The 22328-nt window shown below is 61.2% G+C and carries 22 protein-coding genes; 11 read left to right on the top strand and 11 right to left on the bottom strand.

Features of this window, described 5'->3' with window-relative positions; genetic code table 11:
- Positions 1–11: 11 nt before the first annotated feature.
- Positions 12–944: a dimethylarginine dimethylaminohydrolase family protein gene (locus tag NKJ88_RS05675; protein WP_023695542.1), complete on the top strand. Its 933-nt coding sequence runs from the start codon at positions 12–14 to the stop codon at positions 942–944.
- A gap of 159 nt (positions 945–1103) precedes the next feature.
- On the opposite strand, the gene NKJ88_RS05670 is transcribed toward NKJ88_RS05675, so the two are convergent.
- From NKJ88_RS05670 to NKJ88_RS05660, 3 genes are all read right to left on the bottom strand, one after another.
- Positions 1104–1520 carry an FCD domain-containing protein gene (locus NKJ88_RS05670; protein ID WP_081731252.1) on the bottom strand — a complete coding sequence of 139 codons (417 nt, stop codon included), beginning with the start codon at positions 1518–1520 and terminating at the stop codon, positions 1104–1106.
- Positions 1521–1666: 146 nt separating this feature from the next.
- On the bottom strand, positions 1667–2089 hold the full coding sequence (locus tag NKJ88_RS05665; protein ID WP_023684778.1) for a hypothetical protein: 423 nt from the start codon (positions 2087–2089) through the stop codon (positions 1667–1669).
- Between the two features lie 130 nt (positions 2090–2219).
- Positions 2220–2771 carry a cytochrome c gene (locus tag NKJ88_RS05660; protein WP_031198104.1) on the bottom strand — a complete coding sequence of 184 codons (552 nt, stop codon included), beginning with the start codon at positions 2769–2771 and terminating at the stop codon, positions 2220–2222.
- A 530-nt stretch (positions 2772–3301) separates the two neighbouring features.
- Here NKJ88_RS05660 and NKJ88_RS05655 point away from each other — a divergent pair.
- The 9 genes from NKJ88_RS05655 (at position 3302) to NKJ88_RS05615 (ending at position 13713) form a co-directional block, all read left to right on the top strand.
- The gene (locus NKJ88_RS05655) at positions 3302–4816 is read left to right on the top strand and encodes a tlde1 domain-containing protein (RefSeq protein WP_032911240.1); all 1515 of its coding nucleotides are present in this window, start codon (positions 3302–3304) and stop codon (positions 4814–4816) included.
- Between the two features lie 187 nt (positions 4817–5003).
- Complete coding sequence (locus NKJ88_RS05650) at positions 5004–5789, top strand: ThuA domain-containing protein (protein WP_352443693.1); 786 nt, start codon at positions 5004–5006, stop codon at positions 5787–5789.
- A gap of 103 nt (positions 5790–5892) precedes the next feature.
- A complete protein-coding gene (locus NKJ88_RS05645; protein ID WP_352443692.1) occupies positions 5893–6951 on the top strand; it encodes a Gfo/Idh/MocA family protein in 1059 nt (352 codons plus the stop codon).
- A 20-nt stretch (positions 6952–6971) separates the two neighbouring features.
- Positions 6972–7373, top strand: coding sequence for a GFA family protein (locus NKJ88_RS05640; RefSeq protein WP_023670313.1), 402 nt, complete (start codon positions 6972–6974; stop codon positions 7371–7373).
- Positions 7374–7569: 196 nt separating this feature from the next.
- A complete protein-coding gene (locus NKJ88_RS05635; RefSeq protein ID WP_023670314.1) occupies positions 7570–8235 on the top strand; it encodes a hypothetical protein in 666 nt (221 codons plus the stop codon).
- Between the two features lie 7 nt (positions 8236–8242).
- Complete coding sequence (locus tag NKJ88_RS05630; RefSeq protein WP_352443691.1) at positions 8243–10921, top strand: OmpA family protein; 2679 nt, start codon at positions 8243–8245, stop codon at positions 10919–10921.
- 11 nt (positions 10922–10932) lie between these two features.
- Positions 10933–11427, top strand: a complete 495-nt coding sequence (locus NKJ88_RS05625; RefSeq protein WP_023670316.1) for a Rab family GTPase — start codon at positions 10933–10935, stop codon at positions 11425–11427.
- 3 nt (positions 11428–11430) lie between these two features.
- Entirely contained in the window at positions 11431–12501 is a 1071-nt protein-coding gene (locus tag NKJ88_RS05620; protein WP_023824100.1) for an adenylate/guanylate cyclase domain-containing protein, read from the top strand.
- A gap of 144 nt (positions 12502–12645) precedes the next feature.
- Complete coding sequence (locus tag NKJ88_RS05615) at positions 12646–13713, top strand: cyclic nucleotide-gated potassium channel (protein ID WP_023684786.1); 1068 nt, start codon at positions 12646–12648, stop codon at positions 13711–13713.
- A gap of 209 nt (positions 13714–13922) precedes the next feature.
- Here the strand turns inward: NKJ88_RS05615 and NKJ88_RS05610 are convergent, their stop codons facing one another.
- The 6 genes from NKJ88_RS05610 to NKJ88_RS05585 all read right to left on the bottom strand — a co-directional run bounded on the left by NKJ88_RS05610 (position 13923) and on the right by NKJ88_RS05585 (position 18765).
- Entirely contained in the window at positions 13923–14651 is a 729-nt protein-coding gene (locus NKJ88_RS05610; protein ID WP_023670319.1) for an amino acid ABC transporter ATP-binding protein, read from the bottom strand.
- Positions 14652–14721: 70 nt separating this feature from the next.
- The gene (locus tag NKJ88_RS05605) at positions 14722–15396 is read right to left on the bottom strand and encodes an amino acid ABC transporter permease (RefSeq protein WP_023684787.1); all 675 of its coding nucleotides are present in this window, start codon (positions 15394–15396) and stop codon (positions 14722–14724) included.
- Positions 15393–16070, bottom strand: coding sequence for an amino acid ABC transporter permease (locus NKJ88_RS05600; RefSeq protein ID WP_023693902.1), 678 nt, complete (start codon positions 16068–16070; stop codon positions 15393–15395). Before NKJ88_RS05600 ends, NKJ88_RS05605 begins: the two co-directional genes overlap by 4 nt.
- A gap of 128 nt (positions 16071–16198) precedes the next feature.
- Positions 16199–16987 carry an ABC transporter substrate-binding protein gene (locus NKJ88_RS05595; RefSeq protein ID WP_023824099.1) on the bottom strand — a complete coding sequence of 263 codons (789 nt, stop codon included), beginning with the start codon at positions 16985–16987 and terminating at the stop codon, positions 16199–16201.
- Between the two features lie 108 nt (positions 16988–17095).
- Positions 17096–18259: a saccharopine dehydrogenase family protein gene (locus NKJ88_RS05590; RefSeq protein WP_023824098.1), complete on the bottom strand. Its 1164-nt coding sequence runs from the start codon at positions 18257–18259 to the stop codon at positions 17096–17098.
- A complete protein-coding gene (locus NKJ88_RS05585; RefSeq protein WP_023670324.1) occupies positions 18256–18765 on the bottom strand; it encodes an Lrp/AsnC family transcriptional regulator in 510 nt (169 codons plus the stop codon). The genes NKJ88_RS05590 and NKJ88_RS05585 overlap by 4 nt, the downstream gene beginning before the upstream one ends.
- 442 nt (positions 18766–19207) lie before the next feature.
- Here NKJ88_RS05585 and NKJ88_RS05580 point away from each other — a divergent pair, with 442 nt between their 5' ends.
- Entirely contained in the window at positions 19208–20059 is an 852-nt protein-coding gene (locus NKJ88_RS05580) for a hypothetical protein (protein WP_023727808.1), read from the top strand.
- 314 nt (positions 20060–20373) lie between these two features.
- On the opposite strand, the gene NKJ88_RS05575 is transcribed toward NKJ88_RS05580, so the two are convergent.
- Both NKJ88_RS05575 and NKJ88_RS05570 read right to left on the bottom strand, forming a co-directional pair.
- Positions 20374–21417, bottom strand: a complete 1044-nt coding sequence (locus NKJ88_RS05575) for an acyltransferase family protein (protein WP_081726871.1) — start codon at positions 21415–21417, stop codon at positions 20374–20376.
- A gap of 171 nt (positions 21418–21588) precedes the next feature.
- Positions 21589–22314, bottom strand: coding sequence for a 3-keto-5-aminohexanoate cleavage protein (locus tag NKJ88_RS05570; protein WP_023824096.1), 726 nt, complete (start codon positions 22312–22314; stop codon positions 21589–21591).
- Positions 22315–22328: the final 14 nt, after the last annotated feature.

Raw genomic sequence — 22328 nt, 5'->3', positions numbered from 1 at the left:
AGGAGAACCTTATGACCGTCCATGATCGCATCATCGCCGAACCGTTCTCGCTGCAGCGCCGCAATCCCGCCGGCGGCACCAAGCCGCTGACATCATGGGGCTTTGCCAACGAGACCGACGTGCTGACAGACGTGTTGCTCGGCTCGCCAAACTTCCTGCGCCACCTCTCGACCAGCTCGCTCTCGCGCAAGCATTTGCGCGAAGCGCCCTGCAACGTTCAGATCGCCCAGGCGCAGCACAAGGACCTCGTCGCCGCCTATGAGCATTTCGGCGTCAACATCCACTGGCACGAGCCGACGCCGGAACTGCCGATGCAGGTCTATTCCAGAGACTCCAGCGTCATGACGCCCTACGGCGCCTTCATCACCGCCATGGCCAATTGGTGGCGGCGCGGCGAGAACTATGCCGCCATCCGCACCTATGAAAAGCTCGGCATACCCATCTACGACATGGTCACGGCTGGCACCTTCGAAGGCGGCGACTTCAACGTCATCGAGGAGGGCGTGGTGCTGATCGGCTGCGGCGGCGCCCGCACGCAGGAAGAGGGCGCCCGCCAGGTGCAGGACTGGTTCGAAAAGGAAGGCTGGGAAACGCGCCTCGCCTTCATCGACGAATATTACGTCCATATCGACCTGATGGTGGTGCCGGTCGCCGAGAAGCTCACCGCGGTGTGCCTCGCCTGCACCGAGCCCGGCATCGTCGACTGGCTGAAGGGCAAGGGCCACGAGATCATCGACGTGCCCTTCCAGGACACGATGGCGCTCGGCTGCAACTTCATGTCGCTCGGCAAGGACAGGGTGATCGCGCCGACGTCGAGCCAGTCGCTGATCGGCCAACTCAAAGCGCGCGGCTTCGAGGTTGCTGCCGTCGACATGAGCGAGATTTCCAAGACCGGCGGCGGCATTCACTGCATGGCGCAGGCGCTGAAGCGCGAGCCGGCGTAACGGCACGAATTGCCGCCGGGACCTGTGACGGACTGCTGCCAGATTTGACAAAACAGGCCTGGCAGAGGAAATTGATGCCATTAGAGGAGGGATTCTGTGAAGAAAACTTACGAAAAGCCGAGTCTGGCCAAAGCCGGCAAACTCGGATCGCTGGTCGCTTCAAACCCGTCGAAGCCCGCCCCCTGAGCGCAACCAGCCGCTGAAGGCCGAAATTCGGTCGTCCTGGTTATCGGCGACCGGATCGCGCTGTATGATTGAAGGGAGCCCGCCGGCTTTGAACGGCGGGCTTTTTGCTTTGCGCCAGAGCGCTGCCGCGTCTGCCGGCCAGTCCAATCTGCCCGAACCTGAATTGAACTTGCTCCGGGCGTTTTCCAGATGCGCCCGCATCGCTTGGCCGGCCGCTTCCGGGTCGCGGCGCTCGATCGCCTCGAACACCGCCTGGTGGCCGGCAAAACTCGTGCGGTTTCGATCTCCGTATTGGCCACGTGGATGCGCTGATTGATCAGCCATTCGACCTAGCCGTTGATTTTGAAACCAAGCCAGCTTCCCCAAAAGATCATGCCCAAACAAAGCCATAGCGCGAAGACCACATGCGCGCCGTTCCCGCCCGCCCGGCGATCAGGGAGTGGCTGGCGTGAGATGGCCGCGCTGACGACGGAACGAGATCGCCTCGTCTGGCCGGCCGGACTCGCGACGGCGTGGTCCGGCCGGAGTTCCATCTGCTATGCGGGTATCAATACGGCGATGCGATGCACGCCGACCTCCTTGCTTGTATTCGTCGCTTCATCGGTCTTGCCCTTGGAGCAGGTGTACATATCACCCGTCTTGAGCTTGAATTCCTTGTCCGCTTTCTTGATCGTGAATGCACCTGAGGTAATGGTGCACACCATGTCGTTGTCCATCACGGTTTGAGGAGCATGTGCTCCGGGCTGAAACACAACGTCGATAATTGCGATGCTCTTGTAGGCGGGAATGTCTGCATTGCCGGTGCCGACCTCCACCACCCTGACACCGGGCGCAATCTCCTTGCCCTCTTTCGGGCCGTATTTCTTGATTTTTGCCGATGCCGCCAAGGTGAACAAAGGCGCTACCGCGGCGGTCGTCAGACCGAGGGCAATTGCAGACCTGCGATTCATGGTTTTCATTGCATCCTCCCGATGCTCGTCATGCATGGATATGCATGACTTCGATATATTAGCACGAGCGAATTTACTTGTATGCAAGCGGCTGGGGCGCAGGCCAGCAAAGGGTATCGCTCCGGCGGGTAAGTCTATTTCACTGTAGCTTCCGCCGGAACTTCGAATGACAGCTCGAGCAATCCTGCAGGATCAGGTGCAGGAGATGCTCCGCCGGCACTTTGGTAGGATCGACTTCCACGGTGCTCGGCCGCTTGCCGAGCAGGCTGCCGCCGCCCATTGCCGTGCCGGTGCCCATGCGCATGTCATCAGTGATGACGGCCGGCGCGCTTTGGGCCTTGGCGGCCAGCGCGCGCGCCAGCGCCCCGATATGATTTGCCAGCGCCTCGAATTCCGCCCGTGACTGATCGATCTCCAGCCTGGCCTGCGAAGGCGGTCCAAGCGAGCCGCTCGGAAATTCGGCAATCAGGGCAGGGCCGGTGCGAGCGCGCAGCGTGTCCGCTGCCGCCTTGAAGGCTGCGGCGTCATAGGCTTGCCTGCGGTCGAACATGCCGGCAATGGTTTTCGCAGCCGCCGCCATCTCCTTCATCGACGCCTGGCGGGCCGCGACCATCGGTCCGCCGCCGACGGAGGCGGCCATCGTAAGGGCACAGACCAGCCACAGCAGCGCCGCTTTCACAGTCCATCTCACGGCGCCATGTCCTTGCCCCATCCATCTGTGATCAGCCAGCCGCAGCAGGGGTTCGACCTGCAGTCGGATTCTTCGGTCGTGATGCCGGTTCTCATCGGTAAATTTCCGTCGCCGGAAGTCTCCGTGTCTGAGCGGATAGACCTTCCAGCCACCGGAAGGTCAACTGATTGAGAAGGCCGATCAGCGGGCAATCAGCACAGGCTTGCAGCAAGCTGACGCAGCGTTTCCTTGACTTGGATCGCAAAAACGGGCAGCAAGGCGGGGGTGAGGGAGAGCATTATACCGTGGCGCAGACCATGGAGTGCTCTTTTTTTCGTATCAGGCGCCGCATAATCGGTGGCTGATGGAGGGATTGGTTAACCAACTTTGTCCATCTTTTGATTCAATCGGCAACAGACGCGAAAGGTGCAGGGGGCACCAGCGAACTGTGGATGTCACGGATGCGAGGGTCGCAAGCCTGCATGCCGATTGAGAGTGGTTGTATGGCGTTTTTGCGTTTGAAAGACCGGGGCGACACTCCTGAACGGGGTTTGACTTCGAAGAGATCCGGCCAGCGCTGGGTGGTAGTGCCGGTTGTCGGCGCGGCCTTGGCGCTGTGGTCGGTGGCAACCATGGCCGGCCTCTATTCGCTCGGTACCTCGCTCACCGCAGCCTCCAACAGCCTTCCGCACAGTCTGCTTCTGCCGAACGCAGCACTTGCCGATTCGCGCCGCAGCCTCGCCAATTCGTGGGCGCCGCGGCTTTCGGCGCAAAAATCACAGGCCTCGCTGCTCAGCCATTGCGACGCCGGCTGCGCGCATGCCGCCGCGAACTTCGCGCATGACGGCAAGATGGCGCGGCTGAAGCCGGCCGCGCACGCTGTGGCCCCGAGCAGTGTCGCCTCAAACATTGCGCCAAACACCAGCGTCGCTCTCGCCACTTCGCGCGGCATGCGCTTCGACGGCGTGGTGGCCAAGGCAGAGCTGTCGCCGCAAAAGCTGGCTGCCGCCTTCGCCAAGGCCTCGAATGCGCCCTTCATGCTTGCTAGCCTTCCGGTCGCTGCCCGTTTCGCCGAAGTCCGGCTGCCCGATCAGCATGGCCCCGCCTCGGAACGCTTTGGGCCGGAAGTGGCTGAGATCGAACGCTCGTCGCGCCTGGCGCTGGCGCTGGCCAACAGCTTGCCGGAAGACGCTGACATGCTGGCCCCGCCGCCGGCCGTTGAAGCAATCGCCGGAGGGCAGGATACTGAGCAGGCCGAGGTTCAGGTCGCTTCGCTGCCGCCGCAGGACGATCTGCCCGACAACATTGCGTTGCCGGGTTGGCGTCCACGCGCCGAAACCGCTCAGCCTGCCGAGGCTCGGCAAGCCAGCAAACCCAGGGCAGTCAAGCCACAGACCGACAGGACGGCCGAGAGCCCCGCACCCCAGTCGCCGGGCAATTCGTCGCCGCGCTCGCCACGCAGTACTTCGGAGGTTGCCGCACTGCCTGGCGTGCCAGAAAGCCAGAGCATCCAATCAAGCCGGATCAAACCTGGCAAACGGTCGAAGACACAGGCCGGCGAGATGCTGGCCTATGCCAAGCCGGACGTCCCGGCGGGCGGTGTCGGTCGCGCCTTCAAGGATCTGTTCGCCACGCCCGGAATGGGCGGCGGCGTCGCCGTCTACGATATCTCGGCCAAGACCGTCTATATGCCGGACGGCTCGCGGCTGGAGGCGCATTCGGGGCTGGGTTCGATGGTCGACCAGCCGCGCTTCGTGCACAAGAAGAATGTCGGCCCGACGCCGCCCAACACCTATGATCTGCGGCTGCGCGAATCCCGCTTCCATGGCGTCGAGGCGCTCCGTCTCACTCCCGTCAGCGGCGGCAACAAATACGGCCGCGACGGCCTGCTCGCCCACACCTACATGCTGCGCGGCGGCCGTGCGGAATCCAATGGCTGTGTCGTCTTCAAGGACTACGCCCGCTTCCTTGCCGCTTACAAGAAGGGCAAGATCAAACGCCTCGTCGTCGTGCCGCGCCTGACCAAGCCGCTGACGCGGGTCGCTCAGGAAGGCCGAGGAGCGTAAGGCAGTAGGCAGTAGGCAGTAGGCAGTAGGCAGTAGGCAGTAGGCAGTAGGCAGTAGGGCCCAGGAGCGTCCACCGCCTGTTCCTTGTTTTTCTGCCCCTATAGCCTATTCCCCACTGCCTATTCCCTTTTGACCCCCAGGCAGACTATGAGTGACCGCTGCGGGTCGGCTTCACCACGAGGACATCATGACAATACGCGCTGTCGTTTGGGGCGAGAACATCCATGAGCGGACCAATGAGGTGGTCGCCGCCCTCTATCCCGAAGGTATGCACACGACCATCGCCAAGGCGCTGAACGCCGACAATACGATCTCCGCCTCGACCGCCACGCTAGAGCAGCCGGAGCACGGCCTGCCGGCCGGCCGTCTGGCCGAGACCGACGTGCTGGTCTGGTGGGGCCACAAGGACCATGGCGCGGTGGCCGACGAGATCGTCGAGCGCGTCGCCCGCCGCGTTTGGGAGGGGATGGGGCTGATCGTTCTCCATTCCGGCCATTTCTCGAAAATCTTCAAGCGGCTGATGGGCACGCCCTGCACGCTGAAATGGCGCGAGGCGGGCGAGCGCGAGCGGCTTTGGGTGACCAGTCCCAGCCATCCGATCGCCGAGGGCGTCGGCGAATATTTCGAGCTCGAGAATGAAGAAATGTATGGCGAGCAGTTCGCCGTGCCCGAACCTCTGGAGACCGTCTTCATCTCCTGGTTCCAGGGCGGCGAGGTGTTCCGTTCTGGGCTGACCTATCGCCGCGGCGCCGGCAATGTCTTCTACTTCCGCCCGGGCCACGAGACCTATCCGACCTATCACGACGCCAATGTGCACAAGGTGCTGCGCAATGCGGTGAACTGGGCGCACAATCCGCAGGGCACCAAGTCGGCGATCCTCGAGGCGCCGAACGTGCCGGTCGAGAAGGCGCTGGAGCCGATCGTCGAGCGCGGCGGCAAGCTGCACGCTTCGGGCGAGGCCGGCTTCCGCTAAAGCAAAATCCAGGAAAAAAGGCGTAGCGGTTTTCCGCATGGGTTTCCTAGACCGTATCTGCGCCATATGATTGAATCGAACCAATTCGCTCGGAGTGCAGAGAATGCGGCTTTTGATACTGGGTACCGGCTGGATGGCGCAGGAGCATGCCCGCCGCTTCGGCGGCATCGACGGCGTCGAGATCGTCGGTGCTGTCGACGTCGATGAAAAGCGCGTTGGCGAATTTGCCGACGGGTTCAAGATACCGAAGCGATTCGCGTCGCTGGAAGACGCGCTGGCGTGGGGCGAGTTCGATGCGGTCGCCAACGTCACGCCCGACCGCATTCACCACCCGACCACCATGGCGCTGATCGCGGCCGGCAAGCCGGTGCTGTGCGAAAAGCCGCTGGCCGAAGACTTCGGCAAGGCAAGCGAGATGGCCAAAGCGGCTGAGGCCGCCGGCATCGTCAACATGGTCAATCTCACCTATCGCAATGTCGCTGCCTTGCAGAAGGCGCGGCAGATGGTGCTGGCCGGCGAGATCGGCACCGTCCGCCACGTCGAGTCCTCCTATCTGCAGAGCTGGCTGGTCTCGAAATTCTGGGGCGACTGGCGCACCGACCCGAAATGGCTGTGGCGGCTGTCGCGCGACCACGGCTCCAACGGCGTGCTCGGCGATGTCGGCATCCACATCCTCGATTTCGCCAGCTATGGCGCCGCACTCGACATCGACCACGTGTTTTGCCGGCTGCGCACCTTCGACAAGGCGCCAGGCAACCGCATCGGCGAATACGACCTCGACGCCAATGACAGCTTCGCCATGACGCTGGATTTCTCCAACGGCGCCTTTGGCGTCGTTCACGCCAGCCGCTGGGCGACCGGCCACATCAACGAATTGCGCCTGCGCATCTATGGCGACAAGGGCGGCATCGAAGTCGTGCACAATCTCGAGGGTTCGGAACTGAAGGCGTGTGTCGGCGAGGATATCGAGAACGCCAAATGGCAGGTGCTCGACGCCGGCACGGTGCCGACCAATTACCAGCGCTTCGTCGATGCGGTTCGCAGCGGCGTGCAGGCCGAGCCTTCATTCCACCATGCCGCCGAACTGCAGAAGGTGCTGGATCTAGCCATGGTTTCGGAACAGAAGCGGACGGAACTGAGGGCCAGCGCCGATACGCAGTGATGTGAAGGGAGGAAGAAACAATGGTCACGCGCCGCGCGCAATGTCTCTGTGGCCAGCTTTCAGCCGTCTGTTCGGGCGAGCCGGTGCGCATCTCGGTCTGTCATTGCCTCGACTGCAAGCGCCGCACCGGCAGCGCCTTCAGCTACAATGTCCGGTTTGCGCAAGCTGATGTATCGATCGAGGGGCGGGCGAAGCAGTTCACGCGCACCGGCGACGAGGGCGGCCGCGTCATCTACAATTTCTGCCCGGAGTGCGGCGCCGCCGTCCACTATCGCATCGACACGCAGCCCGGTGTGATCGCCATTCCCGTCGGCGCCTTCGCCGACCCGTCGTTCCCGCCGCCCTTCCAGTCTTTTTACCACGAAAGCCGTCGCTGTGAGTGGGTCGAGATCAACGCCGAGCCGCTGGCGACGTTCGACTGAAGGCCGCTTTTTGGATACCCGGAACCGTCCGCACGCTCCGCGCCTTCAAGAGGGCATCGCCCCTGATTGCCATTGCCGGGCCGTTAGCCATCGCGCTCGGCTGCCCCATGAATAGGCATAAGTCAAGACGAATCCGGCTTGCGGCCCGATTGCTGACATGCTTACCTGACGGCATGTGTTCAATGGGGGTATATGGATGGCTAAGGAATCTTCGAATTCAGCTTCTTCAGAAAAGAAGGCGGACGTAAATCTGATAGGTAACACAGAAGGAAACGGGCTGAACTTCATGGGAGTTCAGGCCCGCGAAAACGGAACCGCCGGCGACGCCGTCGGTGTCGACAAGATCCGTGACCTGCTGTTCGGCAACCAGATGCAGGACTATGACCGCCGTTTTTCCAAGCTTGAAGAACGGGTGTTGCAGCGCTTCAAGGATGTCGAGTCCGAGGCCAAGCGCAATCTCGAAATGTACGAGTCGAATGCAAAGAAGCAGATCGATTCGCTTGCAGGGCAATTGCGGAGCGAAAAAGATTCACGAGCCGATGCCGACAAGGAGATCGACCGGAATCTTCGCGAGCAAAACCAGGCTCTTGAAAAGCAGGTGCGCACGTTGTCGGATCAGTTGAGCGCGCTCGAGCGCGACGTTTCCGACCGGATAAATCGAAACGATCATTTGCTGCGTGAGGAAATCAAGCAGAAGAATGAAGGCGTTCAGATGCTGATCGAGAAGATGTTTGCCGACCTCAGCAACGTCAAGACCGACCGAAATCTTTTGGCTGGCCTGTTTGTCGAGGTTGCAAAGTGTCTCAATCAGGATCCCGTCGGGAGCAAGAGCAACTCGGACCGTAGCTGGAAAGTGAGTTGATGGGACCTTGACGTCCACCGTCGACCCATTCAACCTTCCGCAAAGAACAGCCTCGAACGATACAGAGATTGATCGCGAGGCTCTGGCTCGTCTTTTGATCGAAATTGCCCGGAACGTTGATCCGGACTACCGTGCGCAGTTCGAGGCGGTTCCCACCGCCGATCCGCGCATGGAAACGCTGCGGCAGTTGCTGGTCAGCCGCGAAATCTCGGAGCTTTCACGCGTTACGCATCTGCTCGACGAACCCGAGCAGCTTGCGGCGGCCGTGGGCGACGTTCTTCCCAGTGCTGCCGGACGAGCGCCTTACGCGCAACTCGGCGAGGCGCTTGCGCCGGCTGTCGAACGGGCTGTGCAACGGTCGATCCAGAAGAGCCCGCGCACGCTGACGGACATATTGTACCCGGTGTTTCTGCCGGCAATTCGCAAGTCGATCGGCGAAAAGATCGACCAGACCTTTCAGTCGCTGAATGAAACTCTAAGGCACATATTCACCTGGCACGGGCTCAAGTGGAGACTTGAAGCCTGGAGAACAGGGGCAAGCTTCTCGGCAGTTGTTCTGAAGCATTCCCTTGTCTACCGTGTGGAACATGCGTTTCTCATTCATCGGAATTCCGGCCTTTTGATAGCGCATGTAACGGCCCACAATGCAACGAGCGAAGATCCTCAGCTCATTTCTTCGATGCTCAGTGCGATTCAGGACTTTGTAAAGGACTCATTTAACGAGAAAGAGCAGAGCGGCCTGGACACAATCCGTTTCGGCGAGCTTCGTCTCTGGTCGGAAGTTGGACCGTTTGCGACCCTGGTTTCGGTGATCCGGGGAAATCCGCCGGAGGAATTGCATGAAATCGTTCGCGATGTGTTGCTTCGCATCCATGAGGAAAGCTCACAGGCCTTAGAGCAGTTTGACGGCGACGGTTCGCAGCTGGCCAGCGTAGAGGCGCAGTTGCAGACCTGCGTCGAGCTGAAGCAGGAGGAATCAAACGACGGATTTCCGTGGCTGGTGGCGGCCGTTGCCCTGCTGCTTTTGAGTCTGGCAGGCGGTTGGTACTTTCTTTCCTGGCAGTCAGCGCAGCGCTGGCAGGCTTACGTGTCGCGCTGGCAGGCTTACGTGTCGCGAGTGGAGGCCCAGCCGGGCATCATCGTTGCCGAACAGCAGGTACGCGATGGCCAGTTCTATATTGCCGGCCTGAGGGACCCGCTTGCCGTCGACCCGCAGTCGCTGTTGTCAGGCACGGGAGTCGATCCGGCCGGGGTTCATTCGCAATGGCAATTCTATCAGAGCCTTGAGCCGGAGTTCGTGCTGAAGCGGCTGACGGCGTCGCTGGCTCCGCCGGATTCAGTGCGACTTTCGATTGTCGATGGCCGCATCGTCGCCGAGGGTGAGGCTCCCGACACCTGGATCAGCCGGGCGCGCGCGGCGGCCCAGCAGCTTTCGGCAGGCGGGCCGGTCTTCGATATCTCGGGGGTTCGTGACGTAAGTCCCCAAGTGCGCGAGGCGGAGCGCTGGCACGCCTATGTGTCGCGACTGGAGACCCAGCCGGGCATCATCGTTGCAGACCAAAAGATAAGCGACGGCCAATTCTATATTGCCGGCCTGCGAGACCCGCTTGGCGCCGATCCGCAGTCGCTGTTGTCGGGAACAGAGGTCGATCCCGCCCGGGTTCATGCGCAGTGGCATTTCTATCAGAGCCTTGAGCCGGAGTTCGTGCTGAAGCGGCTGACGGCGTCACTGTATCCGCCGGATACAGTACGACTTTCGATCGTCGATGATCGCATCGTTGCCGAGGGTGAGGCTCCCGACACCTGGATCGATCGCGCGCGCGCAGCGGCCCGGCAGCTTTCGGCAGGCGGACCCGAATTCGACATCTCCAAGGTTCGTGACGTGAGCCCCGAAGCACGCGCGGCGGAGCACTGGCAGTATTATGTGTCGCGACTTGAGGCCCAATCGGGAATCATCGTCGCCCAACAAAGCGCGAGGGGCGGACATTTCTACATTTCCGGCTTGAGAGACCCGCTTGCCGCCGACCCGCAAGCCCTGCTCTCCGGAACGGACGTTGATCCTGCCCGCGTTCATGCACAGTGGCAATTCTATCAGAGCCTTGATCCGAAGTTTGTGGTGAAGCGGCTGACGGCGGCGCTGTCCCCGCCGAAAACCGTTCAGCTCTCGATCATCCAGGGTCGCATCGTGGCCGTGGGTGAGGCTCCTGCCGGCTGGATCAACCGCGCGCGGGCCGCCGCTGAACAACTTTCGGCGGACGGAGTGGTTCTGGATGTCTCGCAGCTGCGTGAACTGAACCTTGCAGAACTTAATCATTTGAGGCAGGCCATCCAGACGACCGATATTTTCTTCTCTTCCGGCAAGGTTGTGCCGGGACCGGAGCAGACGCCGGTTCTCGACAGGTTGGCGGATCAAATAAAGGAATTCGCCCAGAGTGCCCGCAATTCCGGCGTAACGGCGCGGTTCATGTTGACCGGGCATTCGGACACCACGGGCCGTGAGACGGCCAACGCGTCGATCAGCGCCGCCCGCGCCGAGACAGTTCGTGCGCTTCTCAACAAGCGGGGCGTCGCTCCCGAATTGCTGCTGGTTCGGGGCGCGGGCACTTTTGAGCCGGCTGTACCTGAAAACAGTCTAACCGGTAGCTCCACCAATCGCCGGGTTTCGATTACCGTAAACCTGGACTAGCGGAGCCCAACATGTTGCAAAAAAAGATCTGCATGCTGGGCGGTTTCGCTGTCGGAAAGACGAGTCTGGTCCGCAGGTTTGTGCAGAGCATCTTCTCAGAAACCTACTTGACCACCGTTGGAGTGAAAATCGACAAGAAGAGCGTCGCGCTCCCGGACAAAACCGTGGATCTGATTTTGTGGGATTTGGCCGGCGAGGACGATATCGGCTCATTCCGCGTCAGCTATGTTCGCGGTGCAACCGGGCTCGTGCTAGTCGTCGATGGAACCCGCGCTGCTACTCTTGCCGTGGCACTCACGCTGCGCGAACGGGTCGAGGCCGAATTCGGCGCCATGCCGTTCGTATTGCTGTTCAACAAGTCCGATCTGGCCGATCGGTGGGCGATATCGGATGGTGAGATCAACGAGTTGAGGCAACGTGGATGGCAAATCTATCTAACAAGTGCGCTTTCGGGCGAGCAGGTCGATGACGCCTTTCGTCAACTTGCCTTGATGGTCACCAAATAGACCATGCATGAATTGCCAAAAGAAGTCAGAAATTGGTTTTTCAATTTCTTCTTCGACGGGCACGCTGTCGCTTATCTGAAAATCGACGCTGAGCTTTGCATAGCTGCCAAGGGCGGTAATGTTGAACATTACGGGCTGTCATCGCTTCGCATCGGCAAGCCTGTTGCGGGGCAGCTTGAATTCATGGAAGGTTTGCTGCCTTGCCCGGAGCTTCCGTTTCGCATGGACATGATCGAACTGCCCGGCGGGCGTGTCGCCGACCTTCATTTTTTTGCTGACAATGCGTGCGTGTGGCTGCTTTTTCTGGACGCCACTGCCGAACGAGACAACAGGCAGCGGCTTCAACAGAAGGCCTATGAAATGACGCTCCTGCAAGAGAGGGAGCGTCAACTCAACGAAAAATTGCAATCGACGAACGAGGCACTGAGAAAGAGCCAGGAGGGATTGGCGCGTGAATACCAGCGCGCCGAAACCCTGCTCCTCAACATTCTTCCGGCATCCATCGCGGAGCGGTTGAAAGCGCAAAAGAAAATTGCCGACAACCATGCGGAGGTGAGTGTGCTTTTTGCCGACATCGTCGGCTTTACCGAAAGAGCGCGCAGCGTCGGAGCGGTGACGACGCTCGCTATTTTAAACTACTTCTTCAAGGCGGCGGATCGGCTCTCTGAGCGATACGGCTGCGAAAAAATCAAGACAATTGGCGATTGTGTGATGGTGGTCGCCGGCCTGCCCACGGCGCGATCCGATCATGCAAAGGCCCTCACGCGCTATGCGATTGAGCTGCGCAAGGCGGTCAAGCGGGAACGCTTCGCAGGAGAACCGATAAGGCTGAGAATTGGAATTCACTCAGGACCGATCGTCGCCGGCGTCATAGGCAAGAGGCGGTTCGCCTATGACCTGTGGGGTGAGACCGTTAATCTCGCCTCACGTATTCAAACGTCCGCGGAGCCCGATGAAATCCGTATTTCCGATGCAACTTGCCAACTGCTTGGACCGAAATTTGCTTGCGACCCACTCGAGGAAACGGAATTGCGCGGTGCGGGTCGCGTGCGAATGTGGCGGCTCCCGAGCTGATCCGTCGCCTGCGGTGCGACCGTGGAGCGCCGATAGCGGCGCCCGAAAGCCATTGGCGTGACCTGATCTTGCGATCGCAAAGCACCCTTTGCGCTTGCCCGGGAGGCCTCTATTCTGGAGCACAGTGGCCGCTGGTGGGATAGAATGTCGGTACTGCCTTTTCTGAGAATCTACGCACCGCTAAATGCGGTGCTCGCTGCGCCTGGGCTTCTGGCGGTGGCTGCGCTCACGATGCCGAACATGTCCGGACGAAGCAGACTGGCTCTGGCTGCCGTGCTCGCTGTCATTTGGGCCGCCTATCTTCTGCAGATGGCCGAGACCCTGCTCAAGCGCTGGGCGGGAGACCTCAGGGACAGGACGCCGGCAATCGCGATCGATGTGCTCGCGGTTTTGGTTCCAGTCGCCGCATTTCTGCTCGACGGCACGCCCGACCGGAGCCTCTACTGTGCTGTCTGGCTGCTGAAGCCGCTGCGCGACTCGACCTTCTTCCCGCTGCTTGGCAGGGTTCTGGCCAACGAAGCGCGCAACCTGGTCGGCGTCACCACGGTCTTCGGCCTGGTTTTGTTCGGTGTCGCACTCGCGGCCTATGTCATCGAGCGCGACGTCCAACCGGAAAAGTTCGGCAGCATCCCCGAGACAATGTGGTGGGCGGTGGTCACGCTGTCCACTACCGGCTACGGCGACGACATTCCGCAAAGCTTCGCCGGCCGCGTCCTTGCCGGGGCTGTCATGATGTGTGGCATCGGCATCTTCGGGCTCTGGGCCGGCATTCTTGCCTCCGGCTTTTATCAAGAAGTCCGTCGCGAGGATTTCGTCCGCAATTGGCAATTGATTGCCGGCGTTCCGTTGTTTCAGAAGCTTGGCCCGGCCACGCTGGTCGAGATCGTGCGCGCGTTAAGACCCCGCACGGTGCCGGCGGGCGCCGTGATCTGCCGCAGCGGCGAGACCGGCGATCGGATGTTCTTCGTCGTGGAGGGCCGCGTCAGCGTCGCGACGCCGAACCCGGTGGAGCTTGGCCCTGGCGCCTTCTTCGGCGAGATGGCGCTGATCAGCGGCGAACCGCGTATGGCGACCGTCACTGCCGCAACTTCGGTCTCACTCCTATCGCTGCACGCGGCGGATTTCCAGATGCTGTGCAGCAGCAGCCCGGAGATCGCGGAAATCATCCGCAGGACCGCGCTCGAGCGGCGCGGCGCGGCGCCGGTGGCTTGACCGTACAGCCGATGGTGGCCCGGCTGGAACTGGATGGTACGGCTCTATCGACCACGCGCGAAGGTTCTGGACGGCACGTGGAAGGTCCCAGAGGCGTAGCCGGAGACCTAAACGTAGCCGATCCACTCTACCGGCGGCTCGTTTTTTTGGCGCTGTGCGTCGACAGTTCCTGCCCCGCGGCCTTTCGGACGACCGGCTTTGGCTAAACTCTAATGCCTTAGAATCTTGCTTAGAAAAGCCCGGCTGCGGTCGGTCTTCGGGTCGGAGAAAAACGCCTCCGGCGTGCCGCTTTCGACGATGGCGCCGGCGTCCATGAACACCACGCGCTGCGCCACCTTGCGGGCAAAGCCCATTTCGTGCGTCACCACCATCATGGTCATGCCTTCCTCGGCCACCGCGACCATGACGTCGAGCACTTCGGAGATCATCTCGGGATCGAGCGCGGAGGTCGGCTCGTCGAACAGCATGATCTTGGGCCGCATGCCGAGGCAGCGCGCGATGGCCACACGCTGCTGCTGGCCGCCGGACAGCTGTGACGGGTAGGCGTTGACCTTGTCGGCGAGGCCGACCTTGGCCAGCAAGTCGCGCCCGGCCTGCTCGGCCTCGGCACGGGGGATCTTGCGCACATGGATCGGCGCCAGCGTGACGTTTTCCAGCGCCGTCTTGTGCGGGTAGAGGTTGAACGACTGGAAGACGAAGCCGATCTCGGTGCGCAGCTGCGTCATGTTGGTGGCGGGGTCGCCGAGGCGCTGGCCGTCGACGACGAGGTCGCCATCCTTGATCGCTTCCAGGCCGTTGATGCAGCGGATCAGCGTCGACTTGCCCGAACCACTTGGGCCGCAGACGACGACCACTTCGCGCGGCTCGACGCTGAGCGTGATGTCCTTCAGCACATTGAGCGAGCCGAACCATTTGTTGACGCCGCGAAAGTCGATCATGCCCGTTTTGGTCAGGTTTGTCTTGGTCGGGCTTGGATTGGTCATGGCGGTCAGCCCTTTGGGTTCGATGTCACAGCTGCACCTCGCCATGCGCCGCGCCCATGCGGCGCTCCAGCCGGCGGGCGAGCATGATCAGCGGATAGCAGACGACGAAATAGCCGACGCCGACCAGGAAGAAGACCAGCAGGCCGTTGGGCACACGCTGCACCACAAGCCAGCCGACGCGGGTGAGGTCGGTCAGCCCGATCGCCGAGACGACGGAGGAATCCTTGATCAAGAGTACATATTGCCCGACCAGCGGCGGCAGCACGATGCGCATCGCCTGCGGCAGCACCACCTGGCGCATGCGTTGCCAGCGCGACAGGCCAGACGCCAGAGCTGCCTCAACCTGGCCGGTCGGCACCGAGCGGATGCCGGCGGCGACGATCTCGCAGATGAAGCACGCGGCGAGGTTGGTGAGCGCGATGATGCCGGCCGTGAAGGCATCGAGCTCGATGCCGAATTCCGGCAGGATGAAGAAGATCAGGAAGATCTGCACCAGGAACGGCGTGCCGCGGATCAGGTCGACCCAGGCGCCGATCACGCTCGAGATCAGCCGGTTGCCGCCGGTGCGCAATATGCCGAGGCCGAAACCAAGCAGCGTGCCCAGCACCAGGCTGATCGCCGACAGCATCACGGTCATCCCGAGGCCGCGCAAGGCGAGGGGGTAGCTGCCGGCCAGGCTTTGCAGCTGTTGCCAGATCATGTGCTGCTCCTTGCCGGCTGCAGACCGAGCCAGCGACTGGACAGCCCCGCCAGTCCTTTGAGGCCGTAATAAAGCAGCAGATAGAAAGCGGCGATGGTGATGAAACCTTCGGCCGGCATGAAGCGGTCGGACGCCAGCAACTGGCCGGCGCGCGTCAGTTCGGAAACCGAGATCAGCGACAACAGCGCGGAATCCTTGACCAGCACGATCGCCTGGCCGAGCAGCGGCGGGATCGTCACCTTGAACGCCTGCGGCAGGATGACCAGGCGCATGCGCTGGACATAGGTCATGCCCGAAGCGACGCCGGCCTCGACCTGGCCGCGCGGGATCGACAGGATGCCGGCGCGGATGATTTCCGCGACATAGGCGCCGCTGTTCAGCGACAGAGCGATGATGCCGACGACCAGCTCGGGCAGGACGAAGCCGAGACGCGGCAGGCCGAAATAGAGGAAGTAGAGCTGCGCCAGCAACGGCGTGGCGCGCACGGCATCGATATAGCCCTTGGCCAGCACGCGAAACAGCTGGCCGCGCTGCAGGTTCATGGCGGCGAGCACGATGCCGACGGCCAGCGCGCCCGCAAAGGACAGCGCCGACAGCCATACGGTCGTGATCAGACCCTGCCCGAACAAAGGCAGATATTCGATGATGGTGCGGAAGCTGAAATTTTCGAGCATGGCGGTGAATTGTGAATGGTAATGGGCAGTAGTGAGTAGTGAGTGGTGAGCAGTGAAGGGCGTCCGGAATGGCCATTCACCATTCACCATTCACTACTTCCTACTCACTACTCCCTGCTTACCTCTGCTTAGTGATCCTTCTTCCAGGCGTCGGAATTGACCCAGTAGTCGAGGTTCTTCTGCAGGCGTCCGTCGATGCTGACCTGGTTGAGGAACAGGTTCATCCAGATCAACAGGTCCGGCTCGTCGTAGCGGGTGGCGAAGGCAAGCGGCTCCTTCGACAACAGGTCCGGCATGATGGTGAAGGTGCCGGCGGGATAGGCTGTCGACTGACCCTTGACCGCCGAGACGTCGTTGACGCCGCAATCGGCCTGGCCGTTGTTGACCGCGTCGAGCAGCAGCGGGCCGCCGCCCTTGTAGCTCTTGATGTCGGCATCCGGGAAGGCGTTCTTGGCTTCCTTTTCGCCGGTGGCGCCCAACAGCACGGCGATCTTGGTGCCCTTGGCCTTGCAGTCCTCGGTTGTCTTGAACTTGCTGTCGGCCTTGGTGAAGACGGTGCTGCCGGTATACATGTAAGGTGTGGTGAAGGCGACCTTCATGCCGCGCGCCAGCGTCGGCGTCATGTCGGCGACGAGCAGGTCGGCCTTGCCCGAAAGCAGCGCCGGGATCAGCCCGTCCCAGTCATAGTCGAGGAAGGTGATCTTGACGCCCATTTCCTTGGCCATCAGTTCGGCGAGTTCGACCGAACTGCCGGTGCGTTCGCCATTGGCGCCAACCAGCGAGAAGGGCGGTCCCTGCGTCTGCACCGCGACGCGCAGCTCGCCGCGCTTGGTGATCTCGTCGAGGGTTCCGGCACTGGCAGCAGCGGTCAGACCCGCAAGCGCAAGTCCGGCGATGAAAAGCTTGGCAATCTTCATTTGGCATTCCTCCTGTTATCGTTGTTGTTCCACTTTGTTATTCCACCCTTTTGGGTGTTTTTTGAGCGGCAGCGCCGTTTGCCGGCGGCAGCCACCGTTCGAAAATCGTCACTCCCAGGCCACCGTTTCGGTCACCTTGATGCCACGCCTCGCCAGCTCGCCGAAGAAGGGTTCGTCCGGCACATGCAGCAGCGGGTTGAGCAGGCCAGGTGTGGCGATCTCGCGCCGCGCCAGCATCTGCGCCACGATGCTGGCGGGATAGCCGACGCCGAGGCTCATGCCGAACAGGCCTGATGCCAGGTCGCGTTCGATGATCAGGTCCGATGTCACCGTCTTGGCGCGACCACCTTCGAGACCGGAAAAGACATTGCGCATCACGCAAAGGTCTTTCTCGTCGGCGCCATATTGCAGTTGCGGGCCGAGCAGCCGGCCGAGAAATTCGCGCGGGCTGGCGCTGGTGCCGGGCACCTTGTCTTCGGAGAGGAAGCCGAGTTCCTTCAGCGGCGCCCAGAACGCCGACCATCCCGGCCAGCGCAGCGTATAGCGGCCCGAGCGTTGCAATCCCTTGGCGGCTGCCAGCATCTCGACATAGTGCAGCGCGTCGCCATTGGGGAAAGCTTCCAGTCGGCCAAGGCCCGCGACCTCGATTTCGTGGATGAAGGGATTGTCGTGTTGCCGCCCGGCCGGCACTTCGACGCGCTTGCCATCCTCGATCATGACGCTGTCGCGGTTCTGGCTGACCAGAACCATGTCGAAATTCCAGCTCACCTTGTAGCAGAGCGGCTTGGCCATCGCCTTCGGTTCGGGGATGCCGCCGCAATAGGAATCGATCGAGGAGATCCTAGAGAACTGCTTTGCGGCGCGCGCGTAGAGCACGAGGTCGATGCCGGGGTCGAGCCCGCATTCGGTCATGATCGAAACGCCGGCCTGTTCAGCCTCCGGCGCCAGGTCGGCGATTGCCTTGCCGTAATTGGTAGTGACCAGCGGTGTGCGCGTTGCGATCGCGGCCTGCACCGCCTCACGCATCAATGGTTGCGGCAGCAGATCGATGGCGGCGTCGACATCCGCCAGCACGGTGGCAAGCGCCGGACCGATCGCGCCCTCGGGCATGACGAAACGCACGCGGGAAAGGTCGGTCAGGCCGGCAAGCCGGGCAGGGCCGTCGGCCGACGTATCGACGCAGACGACTTCCTCGACGCCGGCGCTGGCGACGAGATCGGCGATGGCCGCCCGTCCCTGCAGGCCGAGGCCGCCGAGAACAGCTATTCTCATGCCGGCTCCTTGCGCGACGGTGTTTCTTCCGACCAGCAGCCTTCGGGAAGGCTGACCCATTTGTTGCATGAAGCCATGACGACGAAGGTTTCGCTGCGCACGACTTCCCCGGGAATGCCGGCGCCCGGAATCAGCTCGCTGGTGATGCGGTAGAGGTCGGCGACATCGCCGGCGACGGTCACGTCGACGATGATGTCGAAGCGCCCGGTAACCACCGAGGCCGAGTTGACGAAAGGCAGTTCGGCAATGCGCTGCGCCAGTTCCCGGGCGCGGCCACGTCCCTGAGCGTTGATGCCGACAATGGCCGAGATCAGCTCGGGGCGTTCGGTCAGATTGAGCAGCCCGACGATCTTCAAGAGGTTGCGGTCGAGCAGATTGCGCAACCTTGAGCGCACCGTCGGCACTGAGATCGCCATCGTCTCGGCGAGCCGGTTGATGCCGGGCTGGGCATCTTGCGACAACAGCTTTACCAGCCGTCGATCGGTTTGATCGAGATGCTCACGCAAAAGGCAAGGCTTTCATAAAGGGAAAGAAACGATGGGATTTTCTTTCGGATATGAAAAATACCTTATGGGGAATTTTTTACAGCAGCAAGAGCTATGTCATCCCTCTGTGTCCCTTCCGTGTGCGTTCGGGCTAGACAGGATCAGGGGCCTCTGTCCTGCTGGACATCTCCTCACAAGAGGGAAATCGCTAGTTTCGTCGAGGTTGCCACATTTGTTCTTGTTTTGTTCCAGCAGCTATGCTACTAATTTGGGGTAGGTGCTGATTCGCGCCGCCAGCCCGCCTTCCGAGGCGGGTTTTTTGTTTTCAGCATACCTTTGAAGGTTCATCGCCGCCTTTGAGGCTGGCGGGACAGCGCCGTTCGGGGCGCTGTGTTCGAAGGCGAAAAAGCAAACGGCGCAAGAGGTGTGCTTCGAATTTCATGGAAAGGAATGGTGAATCGATATGAAGAAGATTTTTCATCTGTTGGTGCTAACTGCAATCTGCACCATTGCTGCTACCATGGTGCCAATTGGCGCCGCATATGCCCAGAATGCGCCCTACTGGCGTGCGGACTGGGAGGAGGGGCCTTGCACCGGAGCCTCGTGCTATACCGACTGGTCTTTCGTTCAGGCGGAGGATCCCGCGGAAGCTGATCCCAACCTGAACGCAATTGTCAGCGGCTTGGTCTCGACCGGCGCGGGGAATGTATCCTCGCACGGCGGCAACAGCTTCGGAAAGTTCGAAACGACGGTGGCTGCCATCAATGCTGGAAAGCCCCATTCCAAAGTCTACAAAGAGTGGCTCTTTCCAGGCGGCCTGGCCAAGAACGACGCTTTCGGACGTCCGCTCCAGGCCGTGTCGCCATCAGGGATCGATGGGACCTATGTCTCGTGGTTTTTCATTCCGTCCAATTACCAGGCGGCCAATGGCTGGACGAATATCTTCCAGTTCAAGGTGACCGAGCAATCGCCTTTCTCGCAGGAACCAACGTGGTGGGTCAACTTGCGCGACAGTCAGACTGAGGATTTGCTGCTGCTGCATGTGGAAAATGCGGCAGCCGGGACCTACAATCCGGCTAATGATGTTCCCGCACCGAAGGGCCGTTGGTTTCAGCTGCGCGCGGATCTCTATGAAGGGGTGGGCATCGATTGGTATCTGGACGGGGTGTTTTGGCAATCATCGTCAAACGCAACGTGGCCGGTCGGGCGGGATTCAGACGGATCAGGTACACCTCAGTCATTTGTGTTTGGCGTGGGTCACTATGGTGGAGTTGGCAAGATCTATACGGACGATGCCTATTTGATCGCAAAATAGCTACTGCCAAATTGCCCTGGCGCATAAAACACTAAGCTGCTTCGGGTCCAAACGGGGCAGCTTTTTTTGCACTTGAGCACGTCGCGTTTGAACGGGACCCCTGCGACGCGCTTAAGTCTCTGTTCATGCATGTCGTCGTCCCAAAACCGCTGTGCATTTTGGGGCGACAGGCAGTCGAGGATGTGCGCGACAGCACTAGGCGACGGAGTTCGAAGACGATCTTGCCGCCGCCGTGGTCGCTTGAACGCGACGCGAGGTCGTAGTGAGCAACGCACCCGCGTAGCAGGCCGACCGAGTTGCGGCGTAGCCGCAACTCACGCCTTCACCTGATAAGCGGAGAGGCTCATTCGCGACATGGCCAAAAGCGGCCTTTCAATAAAACTATAACTCGCCAGGGACACGGCGATGCAGGCGGTGACAATAGCTATGCCTGCAAGCCATGGTGACACATTGGCGGTTGCAACGACAGGAGCGATCGCGAGCAGCACGATAGGATGGGTCAGATAGAGAGAGTAGGAAGCATCTCCCAGCCTTGCCAGCACGCGAGGAGCAAAAAGTCGGAAGTAGCTCTCCAGGCTGATGCAACCCGCGACAAGGATCAGCGCCGGGATACCTTGAGCAAGGGTTCGCGGCAAGTTGAAGCCAAGTACCATCACCAGTGTGGACACAATAGCGAACCCGACAGCCGAGGCACCCAGGAAAGCGGGCAAACGCACCAGTCTGCCGACCAGATGGCCGACAGCCATGCCGGCAAGGAACTCAAACAGGATTGGCGTGGTATAGAAAAACAGCACAGTGTCGGCGGCGGGTTTGAAGATAATGCGTGCGGCTACGGCGATTGCAAAGACAACTCCAATGGTGGCCATTTGCGTCAGCGCACCAAAACCCATAGTCGCCGCGAACAGAATGTAAAACAGGATTTCCAGATTGAGCGTCCAACCCACGCCAAGCACTGGCTGGACATAGCCTGTGGCCGTATCGAGATAGGGTACGAAAAGCAGGCTGTTGGCAATCTGCTCAAAGGACACTCCACGACCGGCAAACAGACAAAGTGCGGCGACCATGAGGAAGGTCATGACCCAATAGAACGGAACGACGCGCGTGAACCGCTGCATCAAAAAAGCACGGTGGTCGCGATGTCTGTTCTCCGTCGAGAGAACCATGACGAAACCGCTGATGACGAAAAACAGGTCGACGCCGCTGTTTAGAATGGGAATAGGCAAATCGAGCACGCCTAGTGCGGCCGGAAGATGATAGATAACAACCATAAGGGCTGCTAGCCCCCGCAGGGTCTGTATCGATGTATATTGTTGAATCCGACGCGGCGCAGCGTGATCATTATCCGGAATGACGTTCATTAAAAAAGTCCCCGATGCGGGAGAATATTAACATAGATGAGACCGTTGATGCGACTATTAACTGCCGGTTTAATTAATACATAAAATTTGAATAGCTTCCACCGACTTTCGCGGCCCGGGCCTTGCGATCGCCATCGTCTCGGCGATGCCTTGGCGCGCTGCTTGTATGCGCTATCGCCCGGCCTGGAAGATCGCCACCGCTGCCGCCGTCAGCGCGGCATTGCCGGCCGCAACCGTGCCATCCGGCAGATGCTTCCCATCCTCCAGCCCGACGCGCGTCGACCAGTTGCGATCCGCCGCACGGCGCACGAACGGCCACACCGTCGCGTTCTCGCCATGCAGCAGGATGGCACGGCGAATGCCGGCGCGCTCCAGGACCTGTTCGATGCCGTCGGCGACCGCAAAAGCCTCGTCTAGCGTCTGCTCGGAAATCTCGATCAGGACGCGCAGCACGCGCCCGCCATGGTCGAGGCTGACGAGACGCTCGGCGTCGGCGACTGAAGCCAGACCGGCTTCGATGCCGATGCCGCGCTGACGCAGGCTTTCCATGACGATGGGTGCTGCCGCCTCGCTGAGATTGACCGAGGCATAGTCCGGCAGTTCGCGCCAGGCGGCGATGGCGACCAGCGTGCTGACGTCGTCGTTCTCGATCCAGGCGCCGGTGGAGACGCCGATCAGCGTACCGGGGCATGCGCGGCGAAGTGCTGCGATCGTCGGGTCCATCGCCGCCGGCGAAAGGCTTTCGCGGCGGTCCGCTCCGCGCGCATGGACATGCAACTCGGCCGCGCCCGCGGCAATAGAAGCCGCCCCATCGCGCGCCATCGCCTCGGCATCGAGCGGCAGCGTGGGGTGAAAATCGGCGGCGCGCGCGCCGTTGATGCAGGTCTGGACGATCATGGCTCTCGCGATCC

The sequence above is a fragment of the Mesorhizobium sp. M0016 genome (assembly GCF_040324035.1).
In the GTDB taxonomy this organism is placed as follows: domain Bacteria; phylum Pseudomonadota; class Alphaproteobacteria; order Rhizobiales; family Rhizobiaceae; genus Mesorhizobium.
The sequence above is the reverse complement of the archived record's forward strand: the minus strand, read 5'-3'. Positions and strand labels throughout refer to the sequence as shown.